This window comes from Phytohabitans houttuyneae, assembly GCF_011764425.1.
In the GTDB taxonomy this organism is placed as follows: domain Bacteria; phylum Actinomycetota; class Actinomycetes; order Mycobacteriales; family Micromonosporaceae; genus Phytohabitans; species Phytohabitans houttuyneae.
In genome coordinates, this window is record NZ_BLPF01000001.1 from 5,071,101 (window position 1) to 5,091,495 (window position 20,395).

15 protein-coding genes and 4 pseudogenes are annotated in these 20,395 nt (G+C 72.1%); 12 read left to right on the forward strand and 7 right to left on the reverse strand.

What is annotated here, in order from left to right; all coding sequences use genetic code 11:
- Window positions 1–212 precede the first annotated feature (212 nt).
- The 3 genes and pseudogenes from Phou_RS23470 to Phou_RS23480 all read left to right on the forward strand — a co-directional run bounded on the left by Phou_RS23470 (window position 213) and on the right by Phou_RS23480 (window position 3,262).
- Window positions 213–2,350 (forward strand): annotated as a pseudogene (locus Phou_RS23470) (ATP-dependent DNA helicase UvrD2).
- Between the two features lie 141 nt (window positions 2,351–2,491).
- On the forward strand, window positions 2,492–2,761 hold the full coding sequence (locus Phou_RS23475) for a hypothetical protein (protein ID WP_173057965.1): 270 nt from the start codon (window positions 2,492–2,494) through the stop codon (window positions 2,759–2,761).
- A gap of 135 nt (window positions 2,762–2,896) precedes the next feature.
- A complete protein-coding gene (locus tag Phou_RS23480; RefSeq protein ID WP_173057966.1) occupies window positions 2,897–3,262 on the forward strand; it encodes a WhiB family transcriptional regulator in 366 nt (121 codons plus the stop codon).
- A 622-nt stretch (window positions 3,263–3,884) separates the two neighbouring features.
- On the opposite strand, the pseudogene Phou_RS23485 reads toward Phou_RS23480, so the two are convergent.
- The 3 genes and pseudogenes from Phou_RS23485 to Phou_RS23495 form a co-directional block, all read right to left on the reverse strand.
- Window positions 3,885–5,194, reverse strand: a pseudogene (locus Phou_RS23485) (ABC1 kinase family protein); the annotation flags it as partial.
- Between the two features lie 4 nt (window positions 5,195–5,198).
- Window positions 5,199–6,290: a TOMM precursor leader peptide-binding protein gene (locus Phou_RS23490; RefSeq protein WP_173057967.1), complete on the reverse strand. Its 1,092-nt coding sequence runs from the start codon at window positions 6,288–6,290 to the stop codon at window positions 5,199–5,201.
- 246 nt (window positions 6,291–6,536) lie between these two features.
- Window positions 6,537–6,701, reverse strand: a complete 165-nt coding sequence (locus Phou_RS23495; RefSeq protein WP_173057968.1) for a DUF5679 domain-containing protein — start codon at window positions 6,699–6,701, stop codon at window positions 6,537–6,539.
- 458 nt (window positions 6,702–7,159) lie between these two features.
- Between Phou_RS23495 and Phou_RS23500 the strand changes: the two genes are divergently transcribed.
- From Phou_RS23500 to ilvA, 4 genes are read left to right on the forward strand one after another with little or no spacing between them, the layout of a single operon-like run.
- Window positions 7,160–7,690: a M48 metallopeptidase family protein gene (locus Phou_RS23500; RefSeq protein ID WP_173057969.1), complete on the forward strand. Its 531-nt coding sequence runs from the start codon at window positions 7,160–7,162 to the stop codon at window positions 7,688–7,690.
- A gap of 46 nt (window positions 7,691–7,736) precedes the next feature.
- On the forward strand, window positions 7,737–8,876 hold the full coding sequence (locus Phou_RS23505) for a cystathionine gamma-synthase (protein ID WP_173057970.1): 1,140 nt from the start codon (window positions 7,737–7,739) through the stop codon (window positions 8,874–8,876).
- A 32-nt stretch (window positions 8,877–8,908) separates the two neighbouring features.
- Complete coding sequence (locus Phou_RS23510; RefSeq protein WP_173057971.1) at window positions 8,909–10,306, forward strand: amidase; 1,398 nt, start codon at window positions 8,909–8,911, stop codon at window positions 10,304–10,306.
- A 48-nt stretch (window positions 10,307–10,354) separates the two neighbouring features.
- Window positions 10,355–11,572 (forward strand): threonine ammonia-lyase, encoded by a 1,218-nt coding sequence (gene ilvA, locus Phou_RS23515; RefSeq protein WP_173057972.1) that lies wholly within the window; start codon window positions 10,355–10,357, stop codon window positions 11,570–11,572.
- A 10-nt stretch (window positions 11,573–11,582) separates the two neighbouring features.
- Here ilvA and greA read toward each other — a convergent pair whose 3' ends face one another.
- Window positions 11,583–12,083, reverse strand: a complete 501-nt coding sequence (greA, locus tag Phou_RS23520; protein ID WP_173057973.1) for a transcription elongation factor GreA — start codon at window positions 12,081–12,083, stop codon at window positions 11,583–11,585.
- 144 nt (window positions 12,084–12,227) lie between these two features.
- Complete coding sequence (locus tag Phou_RS23525) at window positions 12,228–12,659, reverse strand: DUF4307 domain-containing protein (RefSeq protein WP_173057974.1); 432 nt, start codon at window positions 12,657–12,659, stop codon at window positions 12,228–12,230.
- Window positions 12,660–12,779: 120 nt separating this feature from the next.
- Between Phou_RS23525 and mca the strand changes: the two genes are divergently transcribed.
- From mca to Phou_RS23540, 3 genes and pseudogenes are all read left to right on the forward strand, one after another.
- On the forward strand, window positions 12,780–13,655 hold the full coding sequence (gene mca, locus Phou_RS23530; RefSeq protein ID WP_173057975.1) for a mycothiol conjugate amidase Mca: 876 nt from the start codon (window positions 12,780–12,782) through the stop codon (window positions 13,653–13,655).
- A 23-nt stretch (window positions 13,656–13,678) separates the two neighbouring features.
- Window positions 13,679–13,923 (forward strand): annotated as a pseudogene (locus tag Phou_RS23535) (hypothetical protein).
- Window positions 13,924–14,270: 347 nt separating this feature from the next.
- Window positions 14,271–16,679 (forward strand): putative bifunctional diguanylate cyclase/phosphodiesterase, encoded by a 2,409-nt coding sequence (locus Phou_RS23540; RefSeq protein WP_173058881.1) that lies wholly within the window; start codon window positions 14,271–14,273, stop codon window positions 16,677–16,679.
- Between the two features lie 1,063 nt (window positions 16,680–17,742).
- Here Phou_RS23540 and Phou_RS23545 read toward each other — a convergent pair.
- Both Phou_RS23545 and Phou_RS52880 read right to left on the reverse strand, forming a co-directional pair.
- Window positions 17,743–18,714 carry a lysylphosphatidylglycerol synthase transmembrane domain-containing protein gene (locus Phou_RS23545; RefSeq protein WP_173057976.1) on the reverse strand — a complete coding sequence of 324 codons (972 nt, stop codon included), beginning with the start codon at window positions 18,712–18,714 and terminating at the stop codon, window positions 17,743–17,745.
- A gap of 52 nt (window positions 18,715–18,766) precedes the next feature.
- Window positions 18,767–18,973 (reverse strand): annotated as a pseudogene (locus Phou_RS52880) (response regulator transcription factor); the annotation flags it as partial.
- Window positions 18,974–19,042: 69 nt separating this feature from the next.
- On the opposite strand from Phou_RS52880, the gene Phou_RS52885 reads away from it, so the two are divergent.
- Both Phou_RS52885 and Phou_RS23560 read left to right on the forward strand, forming a co-directional pair.
- Window positions 19,043–19,603 carry an ABC-2 membrane transporter-related protein gene (locus tag Phou_RS52885; protein WP_173057977.1) on the forward strand — a complete coding sequence of 187 codons (561 nt, stop codon included), beginning with the start codon at window positions 19,043–19,045 and terminating at the stop codon, window positions 19,601–19,603.
- Window positions 19,600–20,391, forward strand: a complete 792-nt coding sequence (locus Phou_RS23560; RefSeq protein WP_173057978.1) for an ABC transporter permease — start codon at window positions 19,600–19,602, stop codon at window positions 20,389–20,391. Before Phou_RS52885 ends, Phou_RS23560 begins: the two co-directional genes overlap by 4 nt.
- Window positions 20,392–20,395: the final 4 nt, after the last annotated feature.

The window sequence follows — 20,395 nt, forward strand, 5'->3', positions numbered from 1 at the left end:
TTTCGTACGGGGGTTCGCGCGCTGCGAGGGGGTCGCATCGGGGGGCTGGCGCGCCATGGGCGCTCCACAACCGGCCAACGTCGGTGGCGGGTGCCATGATTCCTAGCCGTGGGGGAAACACGCCAGCGGCCGCGGGGTCGGCAAGGTCCGCTCCGAGGGCGGACCTCGCCGCCTACCCGGGGCCTCCGGCGAGCGGGGGCAGCCCCGAGCGGGTGCTGGCGGGGCTCGACCCGGAGCAGCGCACCGCCGTGACCGCGCCGGCCGGTCCGGTGTGCATCCTCGCCGGCGCGGGCACCGGCAAGACCCGCGCCATCACGCACCGGATCGCGTACCGCACGCTGACCGGTGAGATCACCGGGCGGCACGTGCTCGCCGTCACGTTCACGGCGCGGGCGGCGGCGGAGATGCGGGCGCGGCTCGCGGCGCTGGGCGCGGTCGGGGTGCAGGCGCGCACCTTCCACGCGGCGGCGCTGCGCCTGATGCGGTACTTCGCGCCGCGCCTGCTCGACGGCCGGGCGATGCCTGAGCTGCTGGAGAGCAAGGCGCGGCTGGTGACGCTCGCCGCATCGCGGGCCGGCGTGCGCGCCGACCGCACCGCCGCGCGCGACCTCGCCAGTGAGATCGAGTGGGCCAAGTCGTCCCTCGTCGAGCCGGTGGAGTACCCGGTGGCCGCGGCCAAGGCAAACCGCGAGGCGCCGTACGAGCCGGCCAAGGTCGCCGAGGTCTTCGCCGCGTACGAGCAGGTCAAGCGCGCCAGCGGCGTGATTGACTTCGAAGACCTGCTGCGCGCGGCGGTGTGGGGGATCGAGGAGCACCCCGACGTCGCCGAGCAGGTGCGCGCGCAGTACCGGCACTTCGTCGTCGACGAGTACCAGGACGTCAACCCGCTCCAGCAGCGCCTGCTCGACGCCTGGCTCGGCGGGCGGGACGACCTCACCGTGGTCGGCGACGCCAGCCAGACGATCTACTCGTTCACCGGAGCCACCTCCGGGTACCTGATCGACTTTCCCCGCCTGCGCCGCGACGCGGTCGTCGTGCGCCTGGTCCGCGACTACCGCTCCACCCCGCAGGTTGTCGGCCTCGCCAACGCGGTCATCCGCCAGGCTCGGGGCGCCGAGGCGCGGCTGCGGCTGGAGCTCGAGGGACAGCGCCCGCCGGGTCCCGAGCCCGACCTGCGGATCTTCCCGGACGAGCCGGCGGAGGCCGCGGGCGTGGCCGCGCGCTGCCGGCAGCTGATCGCCGCGGGCACCCCGGCGCGCGAGATCGCCGTGCTGTTCCGCACCAACGCGCAGTCGGAGGCGTACGAGGAGGCGCTCGCCGAGGCCGAGGTGCCGTACGTGGTGCAGGGCGCCGAGCGCTTCTTCGAGCGGGTGGAGGTGCGCCAGGCCGTGCTCGCGCTCCGCGCGGCGACCCGCTCCACGCCCGCGGGAGAGCCACTCGTGCCCGCCGTCGTGGAGGCGCTCGCGGCCACCGGGTGGCAGCGCGACCAACCCCCGCCCGGTGGGGCCACGCGCGAGCGATGGGAGGCGCTCGCCGCGCTTGTCACGCTTGCCGAGGAGTACGCGGGTACGACCGCCCTGCTGCCGCTGGGTGACGCGGCGACGGTCGAGCGGCAGCCCTCGCTCGCCGACTTCGTGGAGGAGCTGCAGCGGCGGGCCGCCCAGCAGCACGTGCCGACCGTCGAAGGTGTGACGCTCGCCTCACTGCACTCGGCCAAGGGCCTTGAGTGGGACGCCGTCTTCCTGGTCGGGCTCTCCGACGGCACCCTGCCGACCACCTACGCGAAGACGCCCGAGGCGGTGGAGGAGGAGCGGCGGCTGCTCTACGTCGGCGTGACGCGGGCGCGGCAGTGGCTCTGGCTGTCGTACGCGCAGTCCCGCGCCCCGGGCGGCCGGCCGCGGCGGCCGTGCAGGTTCCTGCCGCAGTTCGAGCGGGCGGCGGCGAGCGCGGCGGCGTCGCGGGACTGAGCCGGCGGCCCGAGCGGCGCCGCGCGCAGGTGCTCTCCTGCCGGGTGTGCGGCGCGACGCTGCTCGCGGGCGCCGATCGCAAGCTGGGCCGGTGCGCCGCCTGTCCGTCCACACTGGACGAGGATCTGTACGCCCGGCTGACCGAGTGGCGGACCCGCGTCGCCGGTGCGCAGAAGGTGCCGGCGTACGTGGTTTTCACCGACGCCACGCTCGTCGCGCTCGCCGAGCGGCAGCCGACCGGTCCGGAAGACCTCGTCGCCATCGCCGGCATCGGGCCGCGAAAGCTGAGCCTCTACGGCGAGGCGGTGCTCGCCCTGGTGAGAGGCTCGAGCGTCGATGATCTTGTACCGGAGGAGCCTCCGGAAAAAAGTTCCGTCAAGTAGCCGTAAAACCGTTTGCGGTCGCCCGGGGGCAGGCATAGCCTCATGGCACACCTCGCGCGCGCAGTGTCCATGCTGCTCGCCGCGGTGGGCGAGAAGCACCGAGACCAGATCTGACGACGAGAGAGACAGGAGGTGGCCCCGGTGAAGATCTCTTACCCGATCACGCGACCGTCGGCGCTGCCTGCTGCCTTCGCTCCGATGTCGGTTGCTGCCCTGCCCGCTGGGCTGGCCGCTGCCGACGTGCCGCAGCTGACGCAGGTGCACCAGGTCCAGACCCAGGTCGATTCCCTGGTCCGGACCGAGGCGTGGATCAACGGCGGCGGCGGGACCAGTGGGCTCACGGTTAAGGACGTTTCTGCCAAGAAGCGGCAGGACGTTCGCGGTGTTCCACCTCGAGGAAGGCCGGTCTGACAACAGACCTCCGGCTCACCTCGAGGCCGCGGAACCCGTAACCGGGATCCGCGGCCTCTGTCATTTCGCCACAAGCACAGGCGCTGTTCGCCACAAGCAGAGACAAGCAACGAGCGAGAGAGAGGTGACCGGGCGATGAGTCTGGCGTTGGCCCCGGTCGACGAGCGCGTCGACATGGAGGCGAACCTGCCTTGCCGGAAGTTCGACCCCGACCTGTGGTTCGCGGACTCTCCGACCGAGCTGGAACTGGCCAAGTCGCTGTGCGGGGACTGCCCGCTCCGCGTCGAGTGCCTGGCCGGTGCGGTCGAGCGTGCCGAGCCCTGGGGTGTCTGGGGCGGCGAGATCTTCGAGCGTGGCGCGGTTGTCCCGCGCAAGCGGCCCCGTGGCCGTCCGCGCAAGGAGGACGTCGCTCGTGACGCCGCACTGCGGGTCGAAGTAGAGGCGCGGATGGCGGCCAACGGGCTCGCCGAGTCGCGCAACGCCGTCCGGCTGGCGGCCTGACATGAACCCGATCAACGTACGCACGACTTCCCGAGATGGAGCTACCGCGATGCATCACCTAATCCATGAAGCGTTGTCCAGGGCCCGAATGCGCCGGCCTCAGGCCGGCACAACCACGAGCTCTGAGGCAGCCCGATCCGCCCGTCACATCGCAATGCAGGCCCGCCGTCAGGCGGCCCGTGAGATGGGCCTTCTCTAAGACCGCTACCAAGGCCGCAGGGGCCCGGCACTGCCGGGCCCCTAGCGGCCGTTTCAAAGGCGAGCCGGGTGTCGTCTGGGCCGGGCGCGGCCCGGCAAGGATCTTCGAAACAGGGCTCAGCGGCGTGTCCGGATCTCTTGCGGCGCCGCCTGTGGGGCGGCCAAATCCCGCGTCCGGCCGGCGTGCCTTTCGCCGGCGGGCCGCGCGGCCTCACCCACCGCCGGGGTCGAGCGCGCCCGCCCACGCCCGGGCAGCGAGGCACCGGTCCCGACGCTTGCCCACCGCGGAGGGTGAGGCCGCGGGAACGCACCCCAAGAAAACGCTCCGCTGCGCTCCACGTTTCCCCGGGGCCCCGCGCAACGGTCCGCACCACGACGGACGTCGCGGTAGCTCGCATCCTTGGTCGGCGCGGTCCTTACTCCGCGGGGCGAAGCCGGGGAGCCAGGTCTCCACGATGGACCGGTACGGTGCCTTCGCCTCCAACTGGCACAGCACGCCGATCGAGCCGAGTGTCACGCGGTGGATCAGCAAATAGGACGGTGGCAGGTTGAGGTGGCGGCTCAGCTGGTACGCCGGGCTCTTCGGGCTGCCCAGCCGGGTGGCTTCGGCGCGCAGCCAGGCCCGGGTGAACTGGAACTCGTCCTCCACCAGCGGGCCAGCATCGGCAGCAGGAAGTCGAGCACCGCCCGGGCGTCGATGTCGTCGTCGGGCTTGACGAAGCCCTCGTCGCGCAGGCCCTCCAGCACCGCGTCGGCGTCGTCGGCGAGGGCCAGGCGGACCAGGCGGCCGATGGGCTCGGGGTGGCCATCCGGAAGGCGGGCGACCGCGCCGAAGTCGATCACGCCGAGGCGGCCGTCGGGCAGGATGCGGAAGTTGCCCGGGTGCGGGTCGGCGTGCAGCATGCCGGCGCGCTCGGGTGCGGAGAAGTGCAGCGTCGCCATGAGGCGCCCGGCGTTGTCGCGCTGCTCCTGCGTGCCCTCGCTGATGATCTTTGAGAGCGGCGTGCCCTCGACCCACTCGGTGACCAGCACGCGCGGCGCGCGGGCGACCACCGGTGGCACGAAGATCTCCTCGTCGCCGGCGTACGCCTCGGCGAACGCCTGCTGTGCCGCGGCCTCCAGCTCATAGTCGAGCTCCTCGGTGACCCGGGCGCGGAGCTCGACGAGCAGCGGCTTGACGTCGATGCCCGGCTGGATGATCCGGAACATGCCGGCCAGCCGTGACAGCTGCCTGAGGTCCGCGATCAACGCCTCGCCGGCGCCCGGGTACTGGACCTTGACCGCTACCTCGCGCCCGCCGTCCTTCCACACCGCCCGGTGCACCTGGCCGATGCTCGCGGCCGCCGCCGGCTTGTCGTCGAACTCGGTGAACAGCTCGCGCCAGTCTTCGCCGAGCTGGGCGGCCAGCACCTTGTGGACGCTCGCCGCCGGCAGCGGCGGGGCCGCCTCCTGGAGCTTGGTGAGGGCCTCACGGTACGGGCCGGCGAGGTCGGCCGGCAGCGCTGCCTCGAAGACCGACAGCGCCTGTCCGAGCTTCATGGCACCGCCCTTGAGCTGCCCCAACACGCTGAAGAGCTGCTCGGCGGTGCGCTGCTGGATCTCCGGGGAGATCACTTCTGAGGCCAGTCCGGTGACGCGTTTTCCGAAGCCGAGGACGGTGCGGCCGGCGAAGCCCAGGGGGAGCGCGGCGAGCCTGGCGGTGCGGGTGACGGCTCGGCGCGGAATATCGGTCACCGGATCATTGTGACCGACGCTGCGACGAAGTGACGGATGTGAATGCTCGCTGGCGGCCGCGGCGGGCGCAGCCGCACGACGGGTGGGGCGGCCAGGCGCGCCGGCGGGTCCGGCCGGGTGCGCTGATCTCGATCGCCGCGCCGACCGTTTCGGGCTGCTCGCCGTCGAGGTAGAGCAGGGCCTCCCCGGCCGCGTACGCCGCGGCGGCCAGCAGCGTGGGGGCGCTGCACGGCTCGGGGCGGGCCTCGCTGGCGAGCTGGGCGGCGAGGGCGGGCCAGGCCGGGTCGCGGTCGCGCCTGTGCAGCTCCAGGCAGTTGAGGCAGGGTGCCCCGCCAGGCAGGACGAGCGGGCCGACAACGGCCACGGCGTCGCGCACCCCCACCGACAGGTGGGCGAGGCGCCGCTGGCCGTAGCTGGCCGCCAGGAGGGCCGCCGGGCGGTCGGTGCCCGCCTGTACCACCAACGTGGCACGGCCGCGCTGGATCGGCCGGGTCTCGGTGCCCGGCGCGGCCCGGGTGATCGCCTCGGCCACGGCCTCGGTGCGCTCGCGTCGCACGTCGGCCGGGAGCAGCGGGCCGCCGACGGCGTCCAGCGGGTCCACCACGCCGGCCAGATCGGGGTGTACGTGCCCGACCCCGGACTGGGCGAGCGCGACCGCGAGCGGGGCCGCCAGGCGGCTCCTGCCGGTCACCACGACGCGGGCGGCGGCACGGCGGCGCAGGATCTGGGCCGGCGTGCCCGGCGCGTCGGTGCCGCGCAGCGCCAGCGCGGCCGCTTCGGCGGCGAGGCGGCGGCGCACCGGCTCGGGGAGGCTGCTCGGCAGCAGGCTCTGCCCGCCGACGACGAGGCCCGCCGCGCGCAGGGTGTCGAGCAGCAGGCGGGCGTCGTCCCGGCTCACCCCGATCCGGTCGGCGTGCTCCAGAATCGCCCTTTCCGGGCGAGTGCCGTCGATCAGGTCCAGCAGGCGCGCGGCGCTCGGGTTGGCGACCTCCAGGACGACCGCGCGAGCCGGGTCGAGGCCGAGCTGCAGGGTGTGCCTGTCTCGCCACAAGCGGTGAAGACCGGGCAGGAGCGTCGGGCGCGGCAGGGAGGTCATGGCATGACAGCGTGTCACCGTATCTTCGCCGGCCGTCGTTCGTTGTCCACAGGCCGAAATCGCCATGCACTGGGTTATCCACAGGCCCGAGCGAGTTATCCACAGTTTCTGGCCGGCTGATGTCAGTCCGCCGACATGACTTTTCGTGTTCGTGTCACGACGGCGTGGCATAGCTGGTGGTCACCAGATGCGGAGCGGGGCGGCCGTCAGGCCGCCCCGCTCCGCAGTGTCGCGTTGGTTTGATCTTTACTTGGCCTTGCCCAGGATCCGGTTGACGGTCGTGCCACAGACGGGGCACTTGCCCTTCGCCATGTTCATACCGGTCTTGGACACCTCGACGGTGCCTTCGAAGTCGCGCTTCTCCTTGCACTTCACGCAATAGCCGTTGTAGGTCTGTGTCTTAGTGGCCACAGTGCCCCTCCTCGTACTCTTCTGCCGGGTTCGAGCTCCGGCACGCCCCCCAAGCCTGCGCCGAAGACGCCGGCTCTGGACCCAACTCCCGCGACCACGATGTAGTCGCTGGTCCCGCCGGACCCTACCCAGGTCTGGGCGGTTCCATGTCAACGACGCGTCGACATTGTGAGGAAGCCGACGACGTGAGTGTGCATGCCGGAATCTACCGGATAAGTCAGTTTCGCCGGGACACGCCGGAGGAACCGGTGCAGAGTGACTCAGCGCCTCCCTCGAAAAAGATCACCTACGGTAATGACCTTGCCGGCGGGGTGCCGTACTCTGAAGAAATTTTCCGGACAAATGAGCTGTACGGGGAATCTTTCCGGCGCCTACCTCATGCTTGGCTCTTGCGGCAACCTGGCTGGTACGGATTAGCGTGCCATCGTGAACGTTCCGCGGGGCTGCGCGGTCGGCTAATGGCTGGGGCGCGCAAGCCGGTCGTCGAAGTACGGCGCAGCCAGCGCCGGCGTCGCACGGTGTCCGCGTACCGCGACGGAGAGCGCGTGGTCGTGCTCATCCCGGACCAGTTCTCGCGGGCCGAGGAGACCGAGTGGGTCGACAAGATGCTCGCCCGCCTGGCCGCCCGCGAGGAGCGCCTGAGCCGCTCCGACGACGAGCTCCTGATGCGGGCCCAGCGGCTGATCGGGCGCTACCTGGGTGAGTACACGCGGGTCGCGGTCCCGGCGAGTGTGCGCTGGGTGACCAACCAGAGCGGCCGGTGGGGCTCCTGCACGCCGGCCGACCGCACGATCCGTATCTCCCACCGCATCCAGGAGATGCCCGACTGGGTGATCGACTACGTGGTGCTGCACGAGCTGGCCCACCTGGTCGTTCCCAGCCACAATGCCCGGTTCTGGGAGCTTGTGGGGCGGTATCCGAAGGCCGAGCGTGCCCGGGGATACCTGGAGGGCATCGCGGCGGCCACGGGAGTGGTGCTGGCCGACTGAGCGCGTCCCGGGCGGGGAGAGTCGCTCAGGGACTAGCCTCGGCACAATGACGTACGGGTTTGAGACGCTCGCCATCCACGCCGGCCAAGAACCGGACGAGCGGACGGGCGCGGTGATTCCGCCGATCTTCCAGACCAGCACCTACGCGCAGGACGCGGTCGGGTCACCTCGCCAGGGGTACGAGTACGCCCGCTCGGGCAACCCCACCCGCGACGCCCTACAGGAGTGCCTGGCGGCTCTGGAGGGCGGCCGGCGGGGCCTGGCGTTCGCGTCCGGCCTGGCGGCTGAGGACACGCTCCTGCGCACCGTGTGCCGGCCCGGCGACCACGTGGTCATTCCCGACGACGCGTACGGCGGCACGTACCGCCTCTTCGCCAAGGTCGCCGAGCAGTGGGGCCTGCGCTGGACGGCGGCCCGGATCTCCGACGTCGACGCGGTGCGCGCGGCGGTCACCGACCGCACCAAGGTCATCTGGGTGGAGACGCCCACCAACCCGCTGCTCAACATCGCCGACATCGCCGCCCTGGCCGGCCTGGCCCGCGAGCACGGCGCGCGGCTGGTCGTCGACAACACGTTCGCCTCGCCGTACCTGCAGCAGCCGATCGGGCTCGGCGCCGACGTGGTGGTCCACTCGACGACCAAGTACGTCGGGGGTCACTCGGACGTGGTCGGTGGCGCGCTGATCGTCGCCGACCCGGGGCTCGGTGACGAGCTCGCGTACAACCAGAACGCCATGGGCGCGGTCAACGGGCCGTTCGACGCGTGGCTGACCCTGCGCGGGGTGCGCACGCTGGGCGTACGCATGGACCGGCACTGCGACAACGCCGAGCGGATCGCCGCGTACCTGCACGGACACCCCAAGGTCAAGCGGGTGTACTACCCCGGCCTGCCCGAGCACGCCGGCCACGAGGTCGCGGCGAAGCAGATGCGCCGGTTCGGCGGGATGGTGTCGTTCTCCGCCGCCGGCGGTGAGGGGCACGCCGTGGAGATCTGCAACCGCGCCCGCCTCTTCGTGCTCGCCGAGTCGCTCGGCGGGGTCGAGTCGCTGATCGAGCACCCCGGCCGGATGACACACCTGAGCGCTGCCGGCTCGCCGCTTGAAGTACCCGCCGATCTCGTGCGACTGTCTGTCGGCATCGAGACGGCCGACGATCTGCTCGCCGATCTGGAGCAGGCGCTCGGCTGAGTTCACCGTTCTGCGCACCCAGGGGAGGGGCTGTGCAACAGACGTGGGTCGGTGCGACGGCCAAGCAGATCGCACGGGCCGTGCGCCGCGGTGACGCCACAGCGACACAGGTCGTCGCCGACCATCTCGACCAGATCGCGACCGGCGATCCGGTCCTCACCGCGTTCCGGGTGGTGCGCGGCGGCGAGGCGATCGTCGAGGCGGAGAAGGTCGACGAGCAGGAAGACCTGGCCAACCTGCCGCTGGCCGGCGTGCCGGTCGCGGTGAAGGAAAACACCGCCGTGGCCGGCCTGCCCACCTGGAACGGGTCGGCGGCTGCCCGTGGCCCGGTCGCCGAGGAGGACCACGAGGTCGTGCGCCGGCTGCGCGGCGCCGGCGCGGTGGTGATCGGGGTTACCCGCATGCCGGAGCTGGGGCTGTGGGGGACCACCGACGACGAGACGGGCACCACCCGCAACCCGTGGCGCACCGACCGTACCCCCGGAGGCTCTTCGGGTGGCGCGGCGGCCGCGGTGTCCGCGGGCCTGGTGCCCTTCGCGCACGCCAACGACGGTCTCGGCTCCATCCGCATCCCCGCGGCCTGCTGCGGCCTGGTCGGGATCAAGCCGGGGCGGGGCGTGGTGCCGTCGGGCATCGGCGCCGACGACTGGTACGGCATGGCCGAGCACGGCATCCTCGCCACCACGGTCGCCGACGCGGCCGTCGGGCTGGCGGTGCTCGCCGGGCGGCGGCCGGACAAGCTCGTCGAGCCGCAGCGGCTCAAGGTCGCGGTCTCGCTCCGTTCGCCGGTCATGGGGGTGCGCCTCGACGCGCCCAACCGGGACGCGGTCGCGACGGCCTCCAGGCTGCTGGTCGCCGCCGGGCACGACGCGGTCGCCGCCGAGCCGGTGTACCCGCCGTCGCTGGGCATGCGCGGCCTCGCGACCTGGTTTGCCGCGGCGTGCCGGGACGTCGAGGCCGCCGGGCTCGACCGGTCCGCGCTGCAGCCGCGCACCCGCCGGCACGCCGGCCTGGGCGCCTGGGCATTGAGACGGGGGTACGTGCGGGAGGCGGACCGCACGGCGTGGCGCGAGCGCTCGATCGACTTCTTCACGGACCACGGTGTCGATCTCATGCTCACGCCCGCGCTGGCGGCCGCGCCGCTGAAGGCCGAGGGCTGGTCGCGCCGCTCCTGGCGGGCGAACATCACGGCCAATATCCGGTACGCGCCATATGCCGCACCGTGGAACCTCGCCGGCCTGCCCGCCGTCGTCGTGCCCGTCGGCCTGCGCCCGGACGGGTTGCCGGTCGCCGTGCAGCTCGTCGGTCCGCCGGGCTCGGAGCTGTTGCTGCTGGCGGTCGCGGGGCAGTTCGAGCTCGCGGCGCCGTGGCAGCGGCACGCCCCCACCTGGCCCAGGGACCGGAGCGACGCGGCACTGGACGTGATCTAGGCGTGGACCCGGCGCGGACCGGCCGGCGGGTGGTGCGACGATCGAGGCGTGACAGAGCTTCTGACGCTGGATGACGTGCAGGCGGCCCGTGAGCTGCTCGGCGACGTCGTACGGGTCACGCCGCTGGAGCCCTCCCGCCCACTGTCCGCCGCGCTCGACGGGCCGGTGTGGCTCAAGTGCGAAAACCTCCAGCGCGCCGGGTCGTACAAGGTGCGCGGTGCCTACGTGCGGATCGCCCGCCTCTCCGAGGAGGAGCGGGCGCGCGGGGTGGTCGCGGCGAGCGCGGGCAACCACGCGCAGGGCGTGGCGCTCGCCGCCGGGCTGCTCGGCGCCAAGTCGACCGTCTTCATGCCGGTGGGCGCGCCGATCCCGAAGGTCGCGGCGACCAAGGGGTACGGGGCGCACATCGAGTTCGCCGGCAGCACAGTGGACGACGCGCTGGTCGCGGCGCGGGAGTTTGCCGAGCGGACCGGCGCGGTGCTGATCCACCCGTTCGACCACGTGGACGTCATCGCCGGCCAGGGCACGGTGGCCCTGGAGATCCTGGAGCAGTGCCCGGACGTCGGGACGATCGTGACCGGGCTGGGCGGCGGCGGGCTGCTGTCCGGCATCGCAGTGGCCGCCAAGGCGCTGCGGCCGGACCTGCGCGTCATCGGCGTGCAGGCGGCGGGCGCCGCCGCGTACCCACCCTCGCTGGAGGCCGGCGTACCGGTGCGGCTGCCGCACCTGTCGACGATCGCCGACGGCATCGCGGTGGGTTGTCCGGGCGACATCACGTTCGCGCACGTCAGCAAGCTCGTCGACGACGTGGTGACGGTGACCGAGGAGGACATCTCTCGCGCGCTGCTGATGCTGCTGGAGCGGGGCAAGCAGGTCGTGGAGCCGGCCGGCGCGGTGGGCGTGGCGGCGCTGATGTCAGGGGCGGTCAAGGCCGAGCCGCCGATCGTCGCGGTGCTCTCCGGCGGCAACATCGACCCGCTGCTGCTCCTGCGGCTGATCGAGCACGGACTCGCCGCGGCCGGCCGCTTCCTGCGCTTCACCGTGCGCTGCGGCGACCAGCCCGGCGAGCTCGCCACGCTGCTGACCCAGATCGCCGAGCAGCGGGCCAACGTGGTGGATGTCCTGCACACGCGCCACAACCCGCGGCTGCGGCTGGGCGAAGTGGAGATCGCGATGTCCGTGGAGACCCGCGGCCCGGAGCATTCCGACAAGCTGATCGGCGCGCTGCGGGCGCGGGGCTACACCGTGCGTTTTCCGGTGACGTGACTACGGGGGACTAGCCGCCGTACGGCTCGAACTTGACCACCGTGACCTTGATGTCCGCCCCGCTGGGCGCCGTGTACGTGACCGTCTGGCCGGTGCCGGCGCCCAGGATCGCCTGGCCGAGCGCGGACTCGGGACTGTAAACGGTCAGGTCGGTGGTCGCGGAGATCTCGCGCGAACCGAGAAGGAACGTCTCGGTGTCATCGGTGTCGTCGTCGAAGTGGATCGTGACAACGGTGCCTGGCGCAACCTTGTCGGCCTTGGGCGCATCACCGACCTGTGCGGTGCGCAGCAGCTCTTTGAGCTGGCGGATACGCATCTCGGCTTTGCCCTGCTCTTCACGGGCGGCGTGATAGCCCCCGTTTTCGCGCAGGTCGCCCTCTTCCCGCCGAGCATTGATCTCGGCAGCCATCGCCGGACGGGCCGCGATCAGCTCGTTGAGCTCGGCCTGCAGGCGGTCGTACGCGTCCTGAGACAGCCAGGTGGCAGGCGCCTCGCGGTCGGTGCTGGACACAGACGATCTCCTTCGTAGGGCTAATGGGCGAACAAGGTAGAACTACCAACTTACCAGCGTGGAGCACACTCAGAATTAACCAAGTTTTGCCCGATCGAACCGCGCGCCGTTGCGCTGTGTTCTGTTGTCACGCGAGCTCTATTGTTACGCCGCGCGGCAGCGGACCACTTCCCCATTTATCGGGCGAGCGCTCGTGGCCAGCAAATATCTGGTCACCGGATGGGTCACGCCGGGCGGGGCGTCCACCCGCACCTCGGCCTTGCCGACCTCCGCGCCGTCTCGGGAGCGGGCCCGGACGACGCAGATCGCCGCGCCGCCGTCGGGCACGGTCACCCGGAACTCCACGAGCACCTGCGAGTCGGTGACGTCGGTGTAGCGGAGCACCTGCGCGTCGTACGCGGGGTCTCCGTACTGCCGGTAAAGGCGCACGGAGAGCGCGGCGCCGACGGCGACCACCACCACGAGCAGCAGCGCGACGAGCCAGGGACGGCGGCGCCGCGGCTCCCGGCGGCGGCCGTACCGCCCGGGCGGGAAAACCGGCGCGCCGGTGCCCGCTGTGGCGTGCGTCTCGGTCACCGGGTGTGGTCTCCTGCGGGTCGTGTCAGGGGCATCGGCCAGAATGGCTGAGTCCGTGTTTGACGACCATCTTCGCAGCCGGGGCTCCGCGGGGGTCCGGCAGGTACCCGGGGAGTCCCAGTGGCAGAGCAGCTGCGCCTGATGGCGGTGCACGCCCATCCCGACGACGAGTCCAGCAAGGGCGCCGCCACGATGGCGAAGTATGCGTCAGAGGGCGTGCAGGTCCTGGTCGTGACCTGTACCGGCGGCGAGCGCGGCAGCGTGCTCAACCCGAAGATGGACCGCCCCGACGTCTGGGAAAACATCGCGGAGATCCGGCGGGGCGAGATGGCCACTGCCCGGGCGATTCTCGGCGTCGACCAGGCGTGGCTCGGCTTCGTCGACTCCGGCCTGCCCGAGGGTGACCCGCTGCCGCCGCTGCCCGACGGATGCTTCGGGCTGGAAGACCCGCAGTCCGCGGCCGGCCCGCTCGTGCGGCTCATGCGCGAGTTCCGCCCGCACGTCGTCTTGACGTACGACGAGGAGGGCGGCTACCCGCACCCCGACCACATCATGTGCCACAAGATCAGCGTGGTGGCGTTCGAGGCGGCCGGCGACCCCGAGCAGTTTCCCGAGATGGGCGAGGCGTGGCAGCCGAGCAAGCTCTACTACCACCACACGTTCACCCGGGCGAAGTTCCAGGCGCTGCACGAGGGGATGGTCGCGGCCGGGCTCGACTCGCCGTACCAGGAGATGCTCGACAACTGGTCGGACGACGGCACCGACAAGGGCCACCGGATCACGACGCGGGTCGAGTGCGCCGACTTCTTCCCGGTGCGTGACGACGCGCTGCGGGCACACGCCACGCAGGTCGACCCCGACGGGCCGTGGTTCCGGGCGCCGCTCGCGGTCCAGCAGCGGATCTGGCCGACCGAGGATTACGAGCTCGTTACGTCGCATGTGGAGACCTCGGTGCCGGAGACCGATCTCTTCGCGGGGGTGCGCGCCGCCGGATGACCGGACAGGCGTACGGTGGGGTGATGCTGACGGCTGCTCAGGTGCTCGCGGAGAACAACTTCGGCGACACCCGCTCCGGCGGCCTGGCCGGGCCGATGGGCTGTTCATCATCGTGCTGCTGGCGATTGCGACAGTGCTCCTGATCCGGAATATGAACGCGCGGCTGCGCCGCCTCCCGGGTCGCTTTCCGGGGCAGGAGGCGGAAACCCCGCCGGCCGATCCTGCCGAGACTGTCCAAGATCCGACAGATCGCGCGGACCGCGCCTGACCGTGTTTATGGGGGTAGAGCGCTCCCTCGCGCCGGATCGGTCGCCGTCATTCGGCGGGTCTTGCCACTAGATGGCGAAACCGACCCGGGGACCCCTGTTGCCGCAAACCGGTTTGGCTTAGCCTCGCCGGGGGGCCATTGTCCCCACGCCGCGGGCTGAAGGGGGCGCCGATGCACAATCGTTGCGGTATCCCCCTTTTGGGGTACAAGCGGACAAACATGTTGCCGGCGAGCGGGGGCTACCCGTGACAGCCCCGCGCGCGACCGTCGCGGCGCCCCGGCGGATCCGTGCGCTCCACATCGTCGTCCTGGCCATCGCGCTGCTGGCTGCCATCGCTGGCCTGCTCATGCCCGTCGATGTGCCCGACGGTGGCGACCTGTCGCCGCTGGCCCGCGCCGGAATCGCTGTGGGCGTCATGGGCCTCGGCCAGCTCGCCCGGCTCCGGTTCCGGGTCGGCGCCGGCGCGGTCAACGTCACGTGGGGCGAGGCGGCGTTCATCGTCGGGCTCTACCTGGCACCCGCGCAGTGGCTCCCGGCCGCCACCCTGGTGGGCACGTTCCTGGCCTGGCTGCTGCTCACGTTCCTCTCCGACCGGCGTTCGCCGCTGGAGATCCTGCACGTCGCCGGCTCGTTGACCGTCGCCGTGGCGGCCGGTGCGCTGGCCACGCGGGCCGTTGCCGACCCGCTCGACGCGCGGCTCACGCCGGTCCTCGCCGGCGCGCTGGCGCTCGGCTCATTGGCGTACCTCCTGGTCACCGGATGGCTCGCGGCGCTGACGCTGTCCGTGCGGCAGGCCCGGCCGGCCGGCGGGCTGTTCCTGCGCGCGCTCCGCGCGAAGCTGCTGATGTTCGTTGGCAACGTGCTGATCGGCCTCACCGTGATCAGCATGGTCGAGCGCGACCTGCGGTGGCTGCTGCTGCTCCCGCCCGCGCTGTGGCTGCTCCAGCAGACGTATGGGCACCGCTTGCGCGCCGACGAGGAGCGCCGGCTGTGGTCCGCCTTCGCTGCCGCGACGCGCGAGCTGAGCCGCCTCGACGAGCGGTCCGTGGCCACGGCCGGGGTGAGGGGCGCTCTCTCGATCTTCGGTGCCGAGGCGGTCGAGGTCGACGTGCTCCGGGCCGACGGCACCCGCCGGCGGTACATGGGCGACGCGTCGGGCACGCTCGCCGAGGCGGACGTGCGGGAGCCGCTCCCGGAGATCCTTCCGGACGAGCCCGGCCTCGTGCGGCTGACCGTCGCCGGCGCGACGGTGGGGCTGCTGCGCGTGCGGTTCTCCCGCGCGCTGGAGCCGGGGCAGCGGGAGTACACGGCCCTGTCGGCGTACGCGGACGCGCTCGCGACAGCGCTGCACGACGCCGCCACCCACCAGGCGCTGGCGGTGCTCACCGACCGCTCGGCGTACGAGGCAGTGCACGACCCGCTGACCAACCTGGCCAACCGCGCCGCGTTCCTGCTCAAGGGCGACGCCGCGCTGCGCCAGGTCGTGCGCGAAGTGCCGGTGGCGTTGCTGCTGCTCGACCTCGACCGCTTCAAGGAGGTCAACGACACGCTCGGGCACGCCGCCGGCGACGAGCTGCTGCAGGGCATCGCCGCACGGCTGGGCGGGCTTTCCGAGCCGGGGGAGCTGCTCGCGCGGTTCGACGGTGACGAGTTCGCGCTGCTGGTGACCGACCTGGAGCTGCCCGAGGGCGACCGCTCCTCGCCGATGCCGCAGGCGCTGCGCCGGGCCCGCGCGCTGGTCGAGCACCTCGCCGCGCCGATCGAGGTGGCCGGCGTGGTCATGTCCGTCGAGGCGTCGGTCGGCGTGGTCGTCGCGCCGGCGGGCTCCGCCGACGTGGCCGAGCTGGTGCGCCGCGCGGAAAACGCGATGTACCAGGCCAAGGAGGGCGGCGGGAGCGTCGCCTGGTACGACAGCGCCAAGGACGAGGCGAGCACCGACCGGCTCGCCCTGCTCGCGGAGGTGCGCGAGGCGCTCACGGTCGACGACCAGCTGGTGCTCGCCCTCCAGCCCGCGGTCGACCTCGGCACCGGCGCACCGACCGGTGTGGAAGCGCTGATCCGCTGGCGCCACCCCCGCCGCGGCTCGCTCAGCCCGGTCGACTTCGTGCGCGCGATCGAGGGCAGCGATCTGCTGGCGCCCTTCACGCGGTACGTGGTGGACAAGGCGCTGGCAGTGGCCGCCGAGTGGGCCAGCGAGGGCCTTGACGTGCCGATCTCGGTCAATCTTTCGGCCCGCAGTTTGCTTGATCCCCACTTGCCGGCCGACATCGCCGAGCTGCTCCGCCGCCACCGCGTGCCCGCCCGCCGCCTGGTCCTGGAGATTACCGAGACCGTCGTGCTCAGCGAGCTCGAGGTCATCGACGAGGTGCTCAGCGCCCTCCGCGACCTGGGCGTGCAACTCTCGGTGGACGACTTCGGCACGGGCTACTCGTCCTTCACGTTCCTGACCCGCATCCCGGTCAACGAAGTCAAGATCGACCGCTCCTTCGTCCGCACGATGGCCGACGCGCCCACCTCGGCCGCCATCGTCAACGCGACCGTCGACCTGGGCCACCGCCTGGGACTCCGCGTGGTCGCCGAGGGCGTGGAAACCGCCGACCAGCGCGCCGCACTGGCCGCGCTCGGCTGCAGCGCCGCCCAGGGCTACCACTTCTTCAAACCCATGCCCGCCGACAAGATCGTCGCGGTGCTGAGGTCTCTGCTGGACTCCGCGCAGGCCCAGGTCTTCCCGCTCCGCGCCGACGGCGCTTCCTGATCCGCTTCACTGTCCGTCGTGGCTGAGACCGCTGTGTGGGGTCGTTGGAGGATGTGTGGGGTCCTTGGAGGAACTGCCTCGCCCTCCGCGGGTCAGGCCTGGCGACCCGGCCGCCGCTTGGAGCAGGATTTGTTTTCGCGGCGGCGCCTGCCGCGTGCACGGCCCTCCGAAGCTGGGCGCACGGATGCGCCCAGCCCGCTGCGCCCCGAGGCCTCCGGGGGCGACCGCGACCGGCGTCCCCAATGGCCCAGATCCTGGTCGTCGCGGGCGGGCGATGGCTGGCGGCGGTGCGCGCTGCCGGGCGCGGGCACGCGGCGGCGATGGGATCCTCCGCGGCCTTCAGTGAATCCAACCCAACCCAGACGCGAGCTACCGCGACGCCCGCGGTGGTCCGGACCGTTGCTCCCGCGGCCTCACCCTCCGCGGTCGCCCAGCTCACCCCGCTCCCGCAGATCTTGGAGACTTACCGTTCTCGACTTCGGAGTTGGGATTACTTCCGTGCGACAGCTTCCGGTGTCCTCCCAGCTCACGGCCTCCGCGCCGCAGTAGCCGGCTTTACGGTCGTGCTTCTGCAGATCTTCCGAGGCGGGAGTGCGCCAGTTCGGCACCGTCGTCGCGGTCTGTGACTGTCGATCAGTGCAGGCGGTGTGAACTTCGAGACCTTGGTGAGTAAGCGCGTTTTTCGACGCCCACTCACCAAGATCTGCCGGAGCGGGCTCCTTCGTTGAGCCGGGCGACCGCGGAGAGTGAGGCGGCAACTGTGGGCACAGCGGCAGCTCACCGTTACCTCGGGTCGGACGCTAAGAAGGCGCGAAAGGGCTCCAGAAAGCGGCGGTTCGAGGTGCGTGGCGGGCAGGAGCAGACACGCGGCGCCGGTTTCATGGCTGGCGGGCGGCGGGTGGGTGCGTGCCGGTCGGGCGCGGACATGCGGCGGCCTTGGCTGGAAGCGACGGCCGCGAATCGGCTGTGCGTCAGCCAGGCGCGGAACACGGCGGGCGATGGCTTGAGGACGGCGGACAGCGGGTGACGGGTGCGCGCCGGTCGGGGCGCGGACATCCAGCGGCTAAGGCTGGAGTGCGGCGGGTTCGGGTTCGAGGTCGGCGGCCAAGGCGCGTGCGGCGACACGGCGGGGGATCAGCTGGCGGGCGGCGGACAGCGGGTTGGGGTGTGCGGCCATCAGGGCGGACACGCGGCGGGCCGCGAAGCTGCCGCCGCCGAAGAGGAGGGCGGGGATCCAGGGGACTACCGCCACCAGTGAGATTGCGCCCAGCGCCGCGGTCCACGGCACGCCCAGCGAGGCGAGGCCTACGGCGAGGGCGGCGTTGTGCGGGTCGGCGCCGCCGAAGCGGGGGATGATGCTGGCGAGCTGGCTGGCCGCGAACACCGTTACCAGGCCGAGCAGGCTCACGCCGCTGCCCACGGCGATGACCGAGCCGAGGATCAAGCCGGCCACGCCCACCTGGTACAGGACGGAGATTGTCAGGCCGAACGCCAGCACGCCGGGGCCGGGCAGCGGGCGGCGGGCCAGCAGGTCCGGGCGGCGGCGGTGCACCACCAGGGCGACTACGGCGGCGACCACGGCTACGGTGCCGAACGCGGCGAGCATCTCCCAGGGGAGGGTGATGCCGGCGAGTACCACGCCAAGCGCGATGCCGCCCATGCCGAGCACCCGGTCCATCGCGACCTCGGCGACCGCCACGGTGCGGCCGAGGCCGGCCTGGTGCAGGCGGTGTACGCGCCACACGTCGGCGCCGGCGTGCACCGGCGAGATGAGACCGATGAGCTCGCTCTCGGCGTACGCGCGGATGTGCCACCAGCGGCTCCGCCCGCTCATCGACAGCGCGTGCCAGCGCAGGGGGCAGAGCAGGTACTTGCCGGCCGCCCAGGGGAGCAGGCCGAGCAGCACCGGCAGCGGCGAGGCCTGCGGCACGCTCGCGATGCTCCACACGGATACGACCGCGCTGGCGGCCAGCACGGCGAAGCCGAGCCAGGCGTTGGTGACGACGGGGCGGACCCGCGTCCAGACCGTACGCATGGCCACAGGCTGGCAGCAGACGGTTATGGCCAGTTGGCCGCTAATCAACCAATCAGCGACTCGAACGCGGCACAACCAGGCCGGACTCGTACGCCGTGACCACCGCCTGGGTGCGGTCGCGCAGGCCGAGCTTGCTCAGGACGCGGCTGACGTGTGTCTTGACGGTCTCCTCACTGACGACCAGGCGGTCGGCGATCTCGGTGTTCGAAAGACCCTCGGCGATCAGGCGGAGCACGTCGGTCTCGCGCGGCGTCAGCGCGCGCAGCGGCGTGGCCTGGCGCGGCCGGGGGCGCATGCGGGCGAACTCGTCGATCAGGCGGTGCTCGGCGTGCTGTACGTGACCACCGAGTACAAGACCGGCATGATCCGCACGACGCTCACCGCCAGCCCGCGCCGCGGCCGGGTGCTCGTCGCGAAGGCGCTGGTCCTCGGTGCGGTCACGTTCGCCTGCGGCCTTGTCGCCAGCGTCGCCTCCCTGCTCGGCACCCGACCGATCCAGCGCGACAGCGGGTACGTCGCTCCCTACTACCCGGATCCGTCGTTCACCGACGGGGCGGTGCTGCGCGCGGTGTTCGGCACGGCGGCGTTCCTGGCCCTCATGGCGCTGCTCGGCCTCGGCCTCGGCGCGATCATCCGCCGTACCGCCGGTGCGGTGATCGTGGTCCTCGCCCTCGCCGTGGTGCCCGGCGTCGCCAGCTTGCTCCTGCCCCTCGACGGTGAAAAGTGGGTGGAGCGGATCACGCCGCTCGCCGGCCTCGCGATGCAGCATACCCGCGACCGGTGGGACAACTGGGTGAGTCCCTGGCCGGGCTTCGCGGTCGCCTGCGGGTACGTGGTCGTCGCGCTGGTCGCGGGTGTACTGCTGGTCCGGCGGCGGGACACCGCGTGACCGCGGTACAGGCTCTGCGCGGGGAGTGGACGAAGCTGCGCACGCTGCAGAGCACCGGGTGGCTGCTGTTCGGTCTTGTCGCGAGCACGGTCGGCCTGAGCGCGGTGACGGCGTGGGGCATCCCGACCGACTGCCTCGATCCGGAGCTGGGCTGCCGCGAGGATCTGGCCCGGAGCAGCCTCACCGGCGTGTACCTGGCGCAGCTCGCGGTCGTGGTGCTGGCCACGCTCGCGGTGACCGCCGAGTACGGCACGCAGACCATCCGGGCCACCTCGGCCGCGGAGCCCCGGCGTGGCCTCGTCTTCGCGGCCAAGGCGACCGTCGTCACCGCCCTGGTCGGTGCGGCCGGCGCGGTGGGAGTGCTCGGTGCGCTGGCCGCCGGCCGCCCACTCCTGTCCGGCAACGGCTTCACCACGGCAGCCGGCTACCCGCCGCTCTCGCTGGGCGACGGGCCGACCCTGCGAGCGGCCGGCGGCACGGTGCTCTACCTGGTGCTCGTGGGCCTGCTCAGCCTCGGCCTCGGCATGGCGCTGCGGCACACGCCGGCCGCGCTCGCCACAGTGCTGAGCGCCCTGTTCGTGTGGCCGATCGCCGCATCGCTGCTCTCGGGCAGGTGGGCCGAGCGGGTGACCAGGTACGCCCCGATGAAAGCCGGCCTCTCCATCCAGGCGACCGAGCGCCTGGACGACCTGCCGATCGGCCCGTGGCACGGCTTGGGCCTGCTCGCGGCGTACGCGGCGGCCACGCTCGTGGCGGGCGCGATCCTCTTCAAAGTCCGCGACGCGTGAGAGG

What these genes read in the sequence shown, in the direction of transcription:
- Phou_RS23480 (WP_173057966.1), top strand. Translation starts at nt 2,897, where the DNA reads ATGAGTCTGGCGTTGGCCCCGGTCGACGAGCGCGTCGACATGGAGGCG.
- Phou_RS23545 (WP_173057976.1), bottom strand. Translation starts at nt 18,714, where the DNA reads ATGCGTACGGTCTGGACGCGGGTCCGCCCCGTCGTCACCAACGCCTGG.
- Phou_RS23500 (WP_173057969.1), top strand. Translation starts at nt 7,160, where the DNA reads ATGGCTGGGGCGCGCAAGCCGGTCGTCGAAGTACGGCGCAGCCAGCGC.
- Phou_RS23490 (WP_173057967.1), bottom strand. Translation starts at nt 6,290, where the DNA reads ATGACCTCCCTGCCGCGCCCGACGCTCCTGCCCGGTCTTCACCGCTTG.
- Phou_RS23540 (WP_173058881.1), top strand. Translation starts at nt 14,271, where the DNA reads ATGCCCGTCGATGTGCCCGACGGTGGCGACCTGTCGCCGCTGGCCCGC.
- Phou_RS23505 (WP_173057970.1), top strand. Translation starts at nt 7,737, where the DNA reads ATGACGTACGGGTTTGAGACGCTCGCCATCCACGCCGGCCAAGAACCG.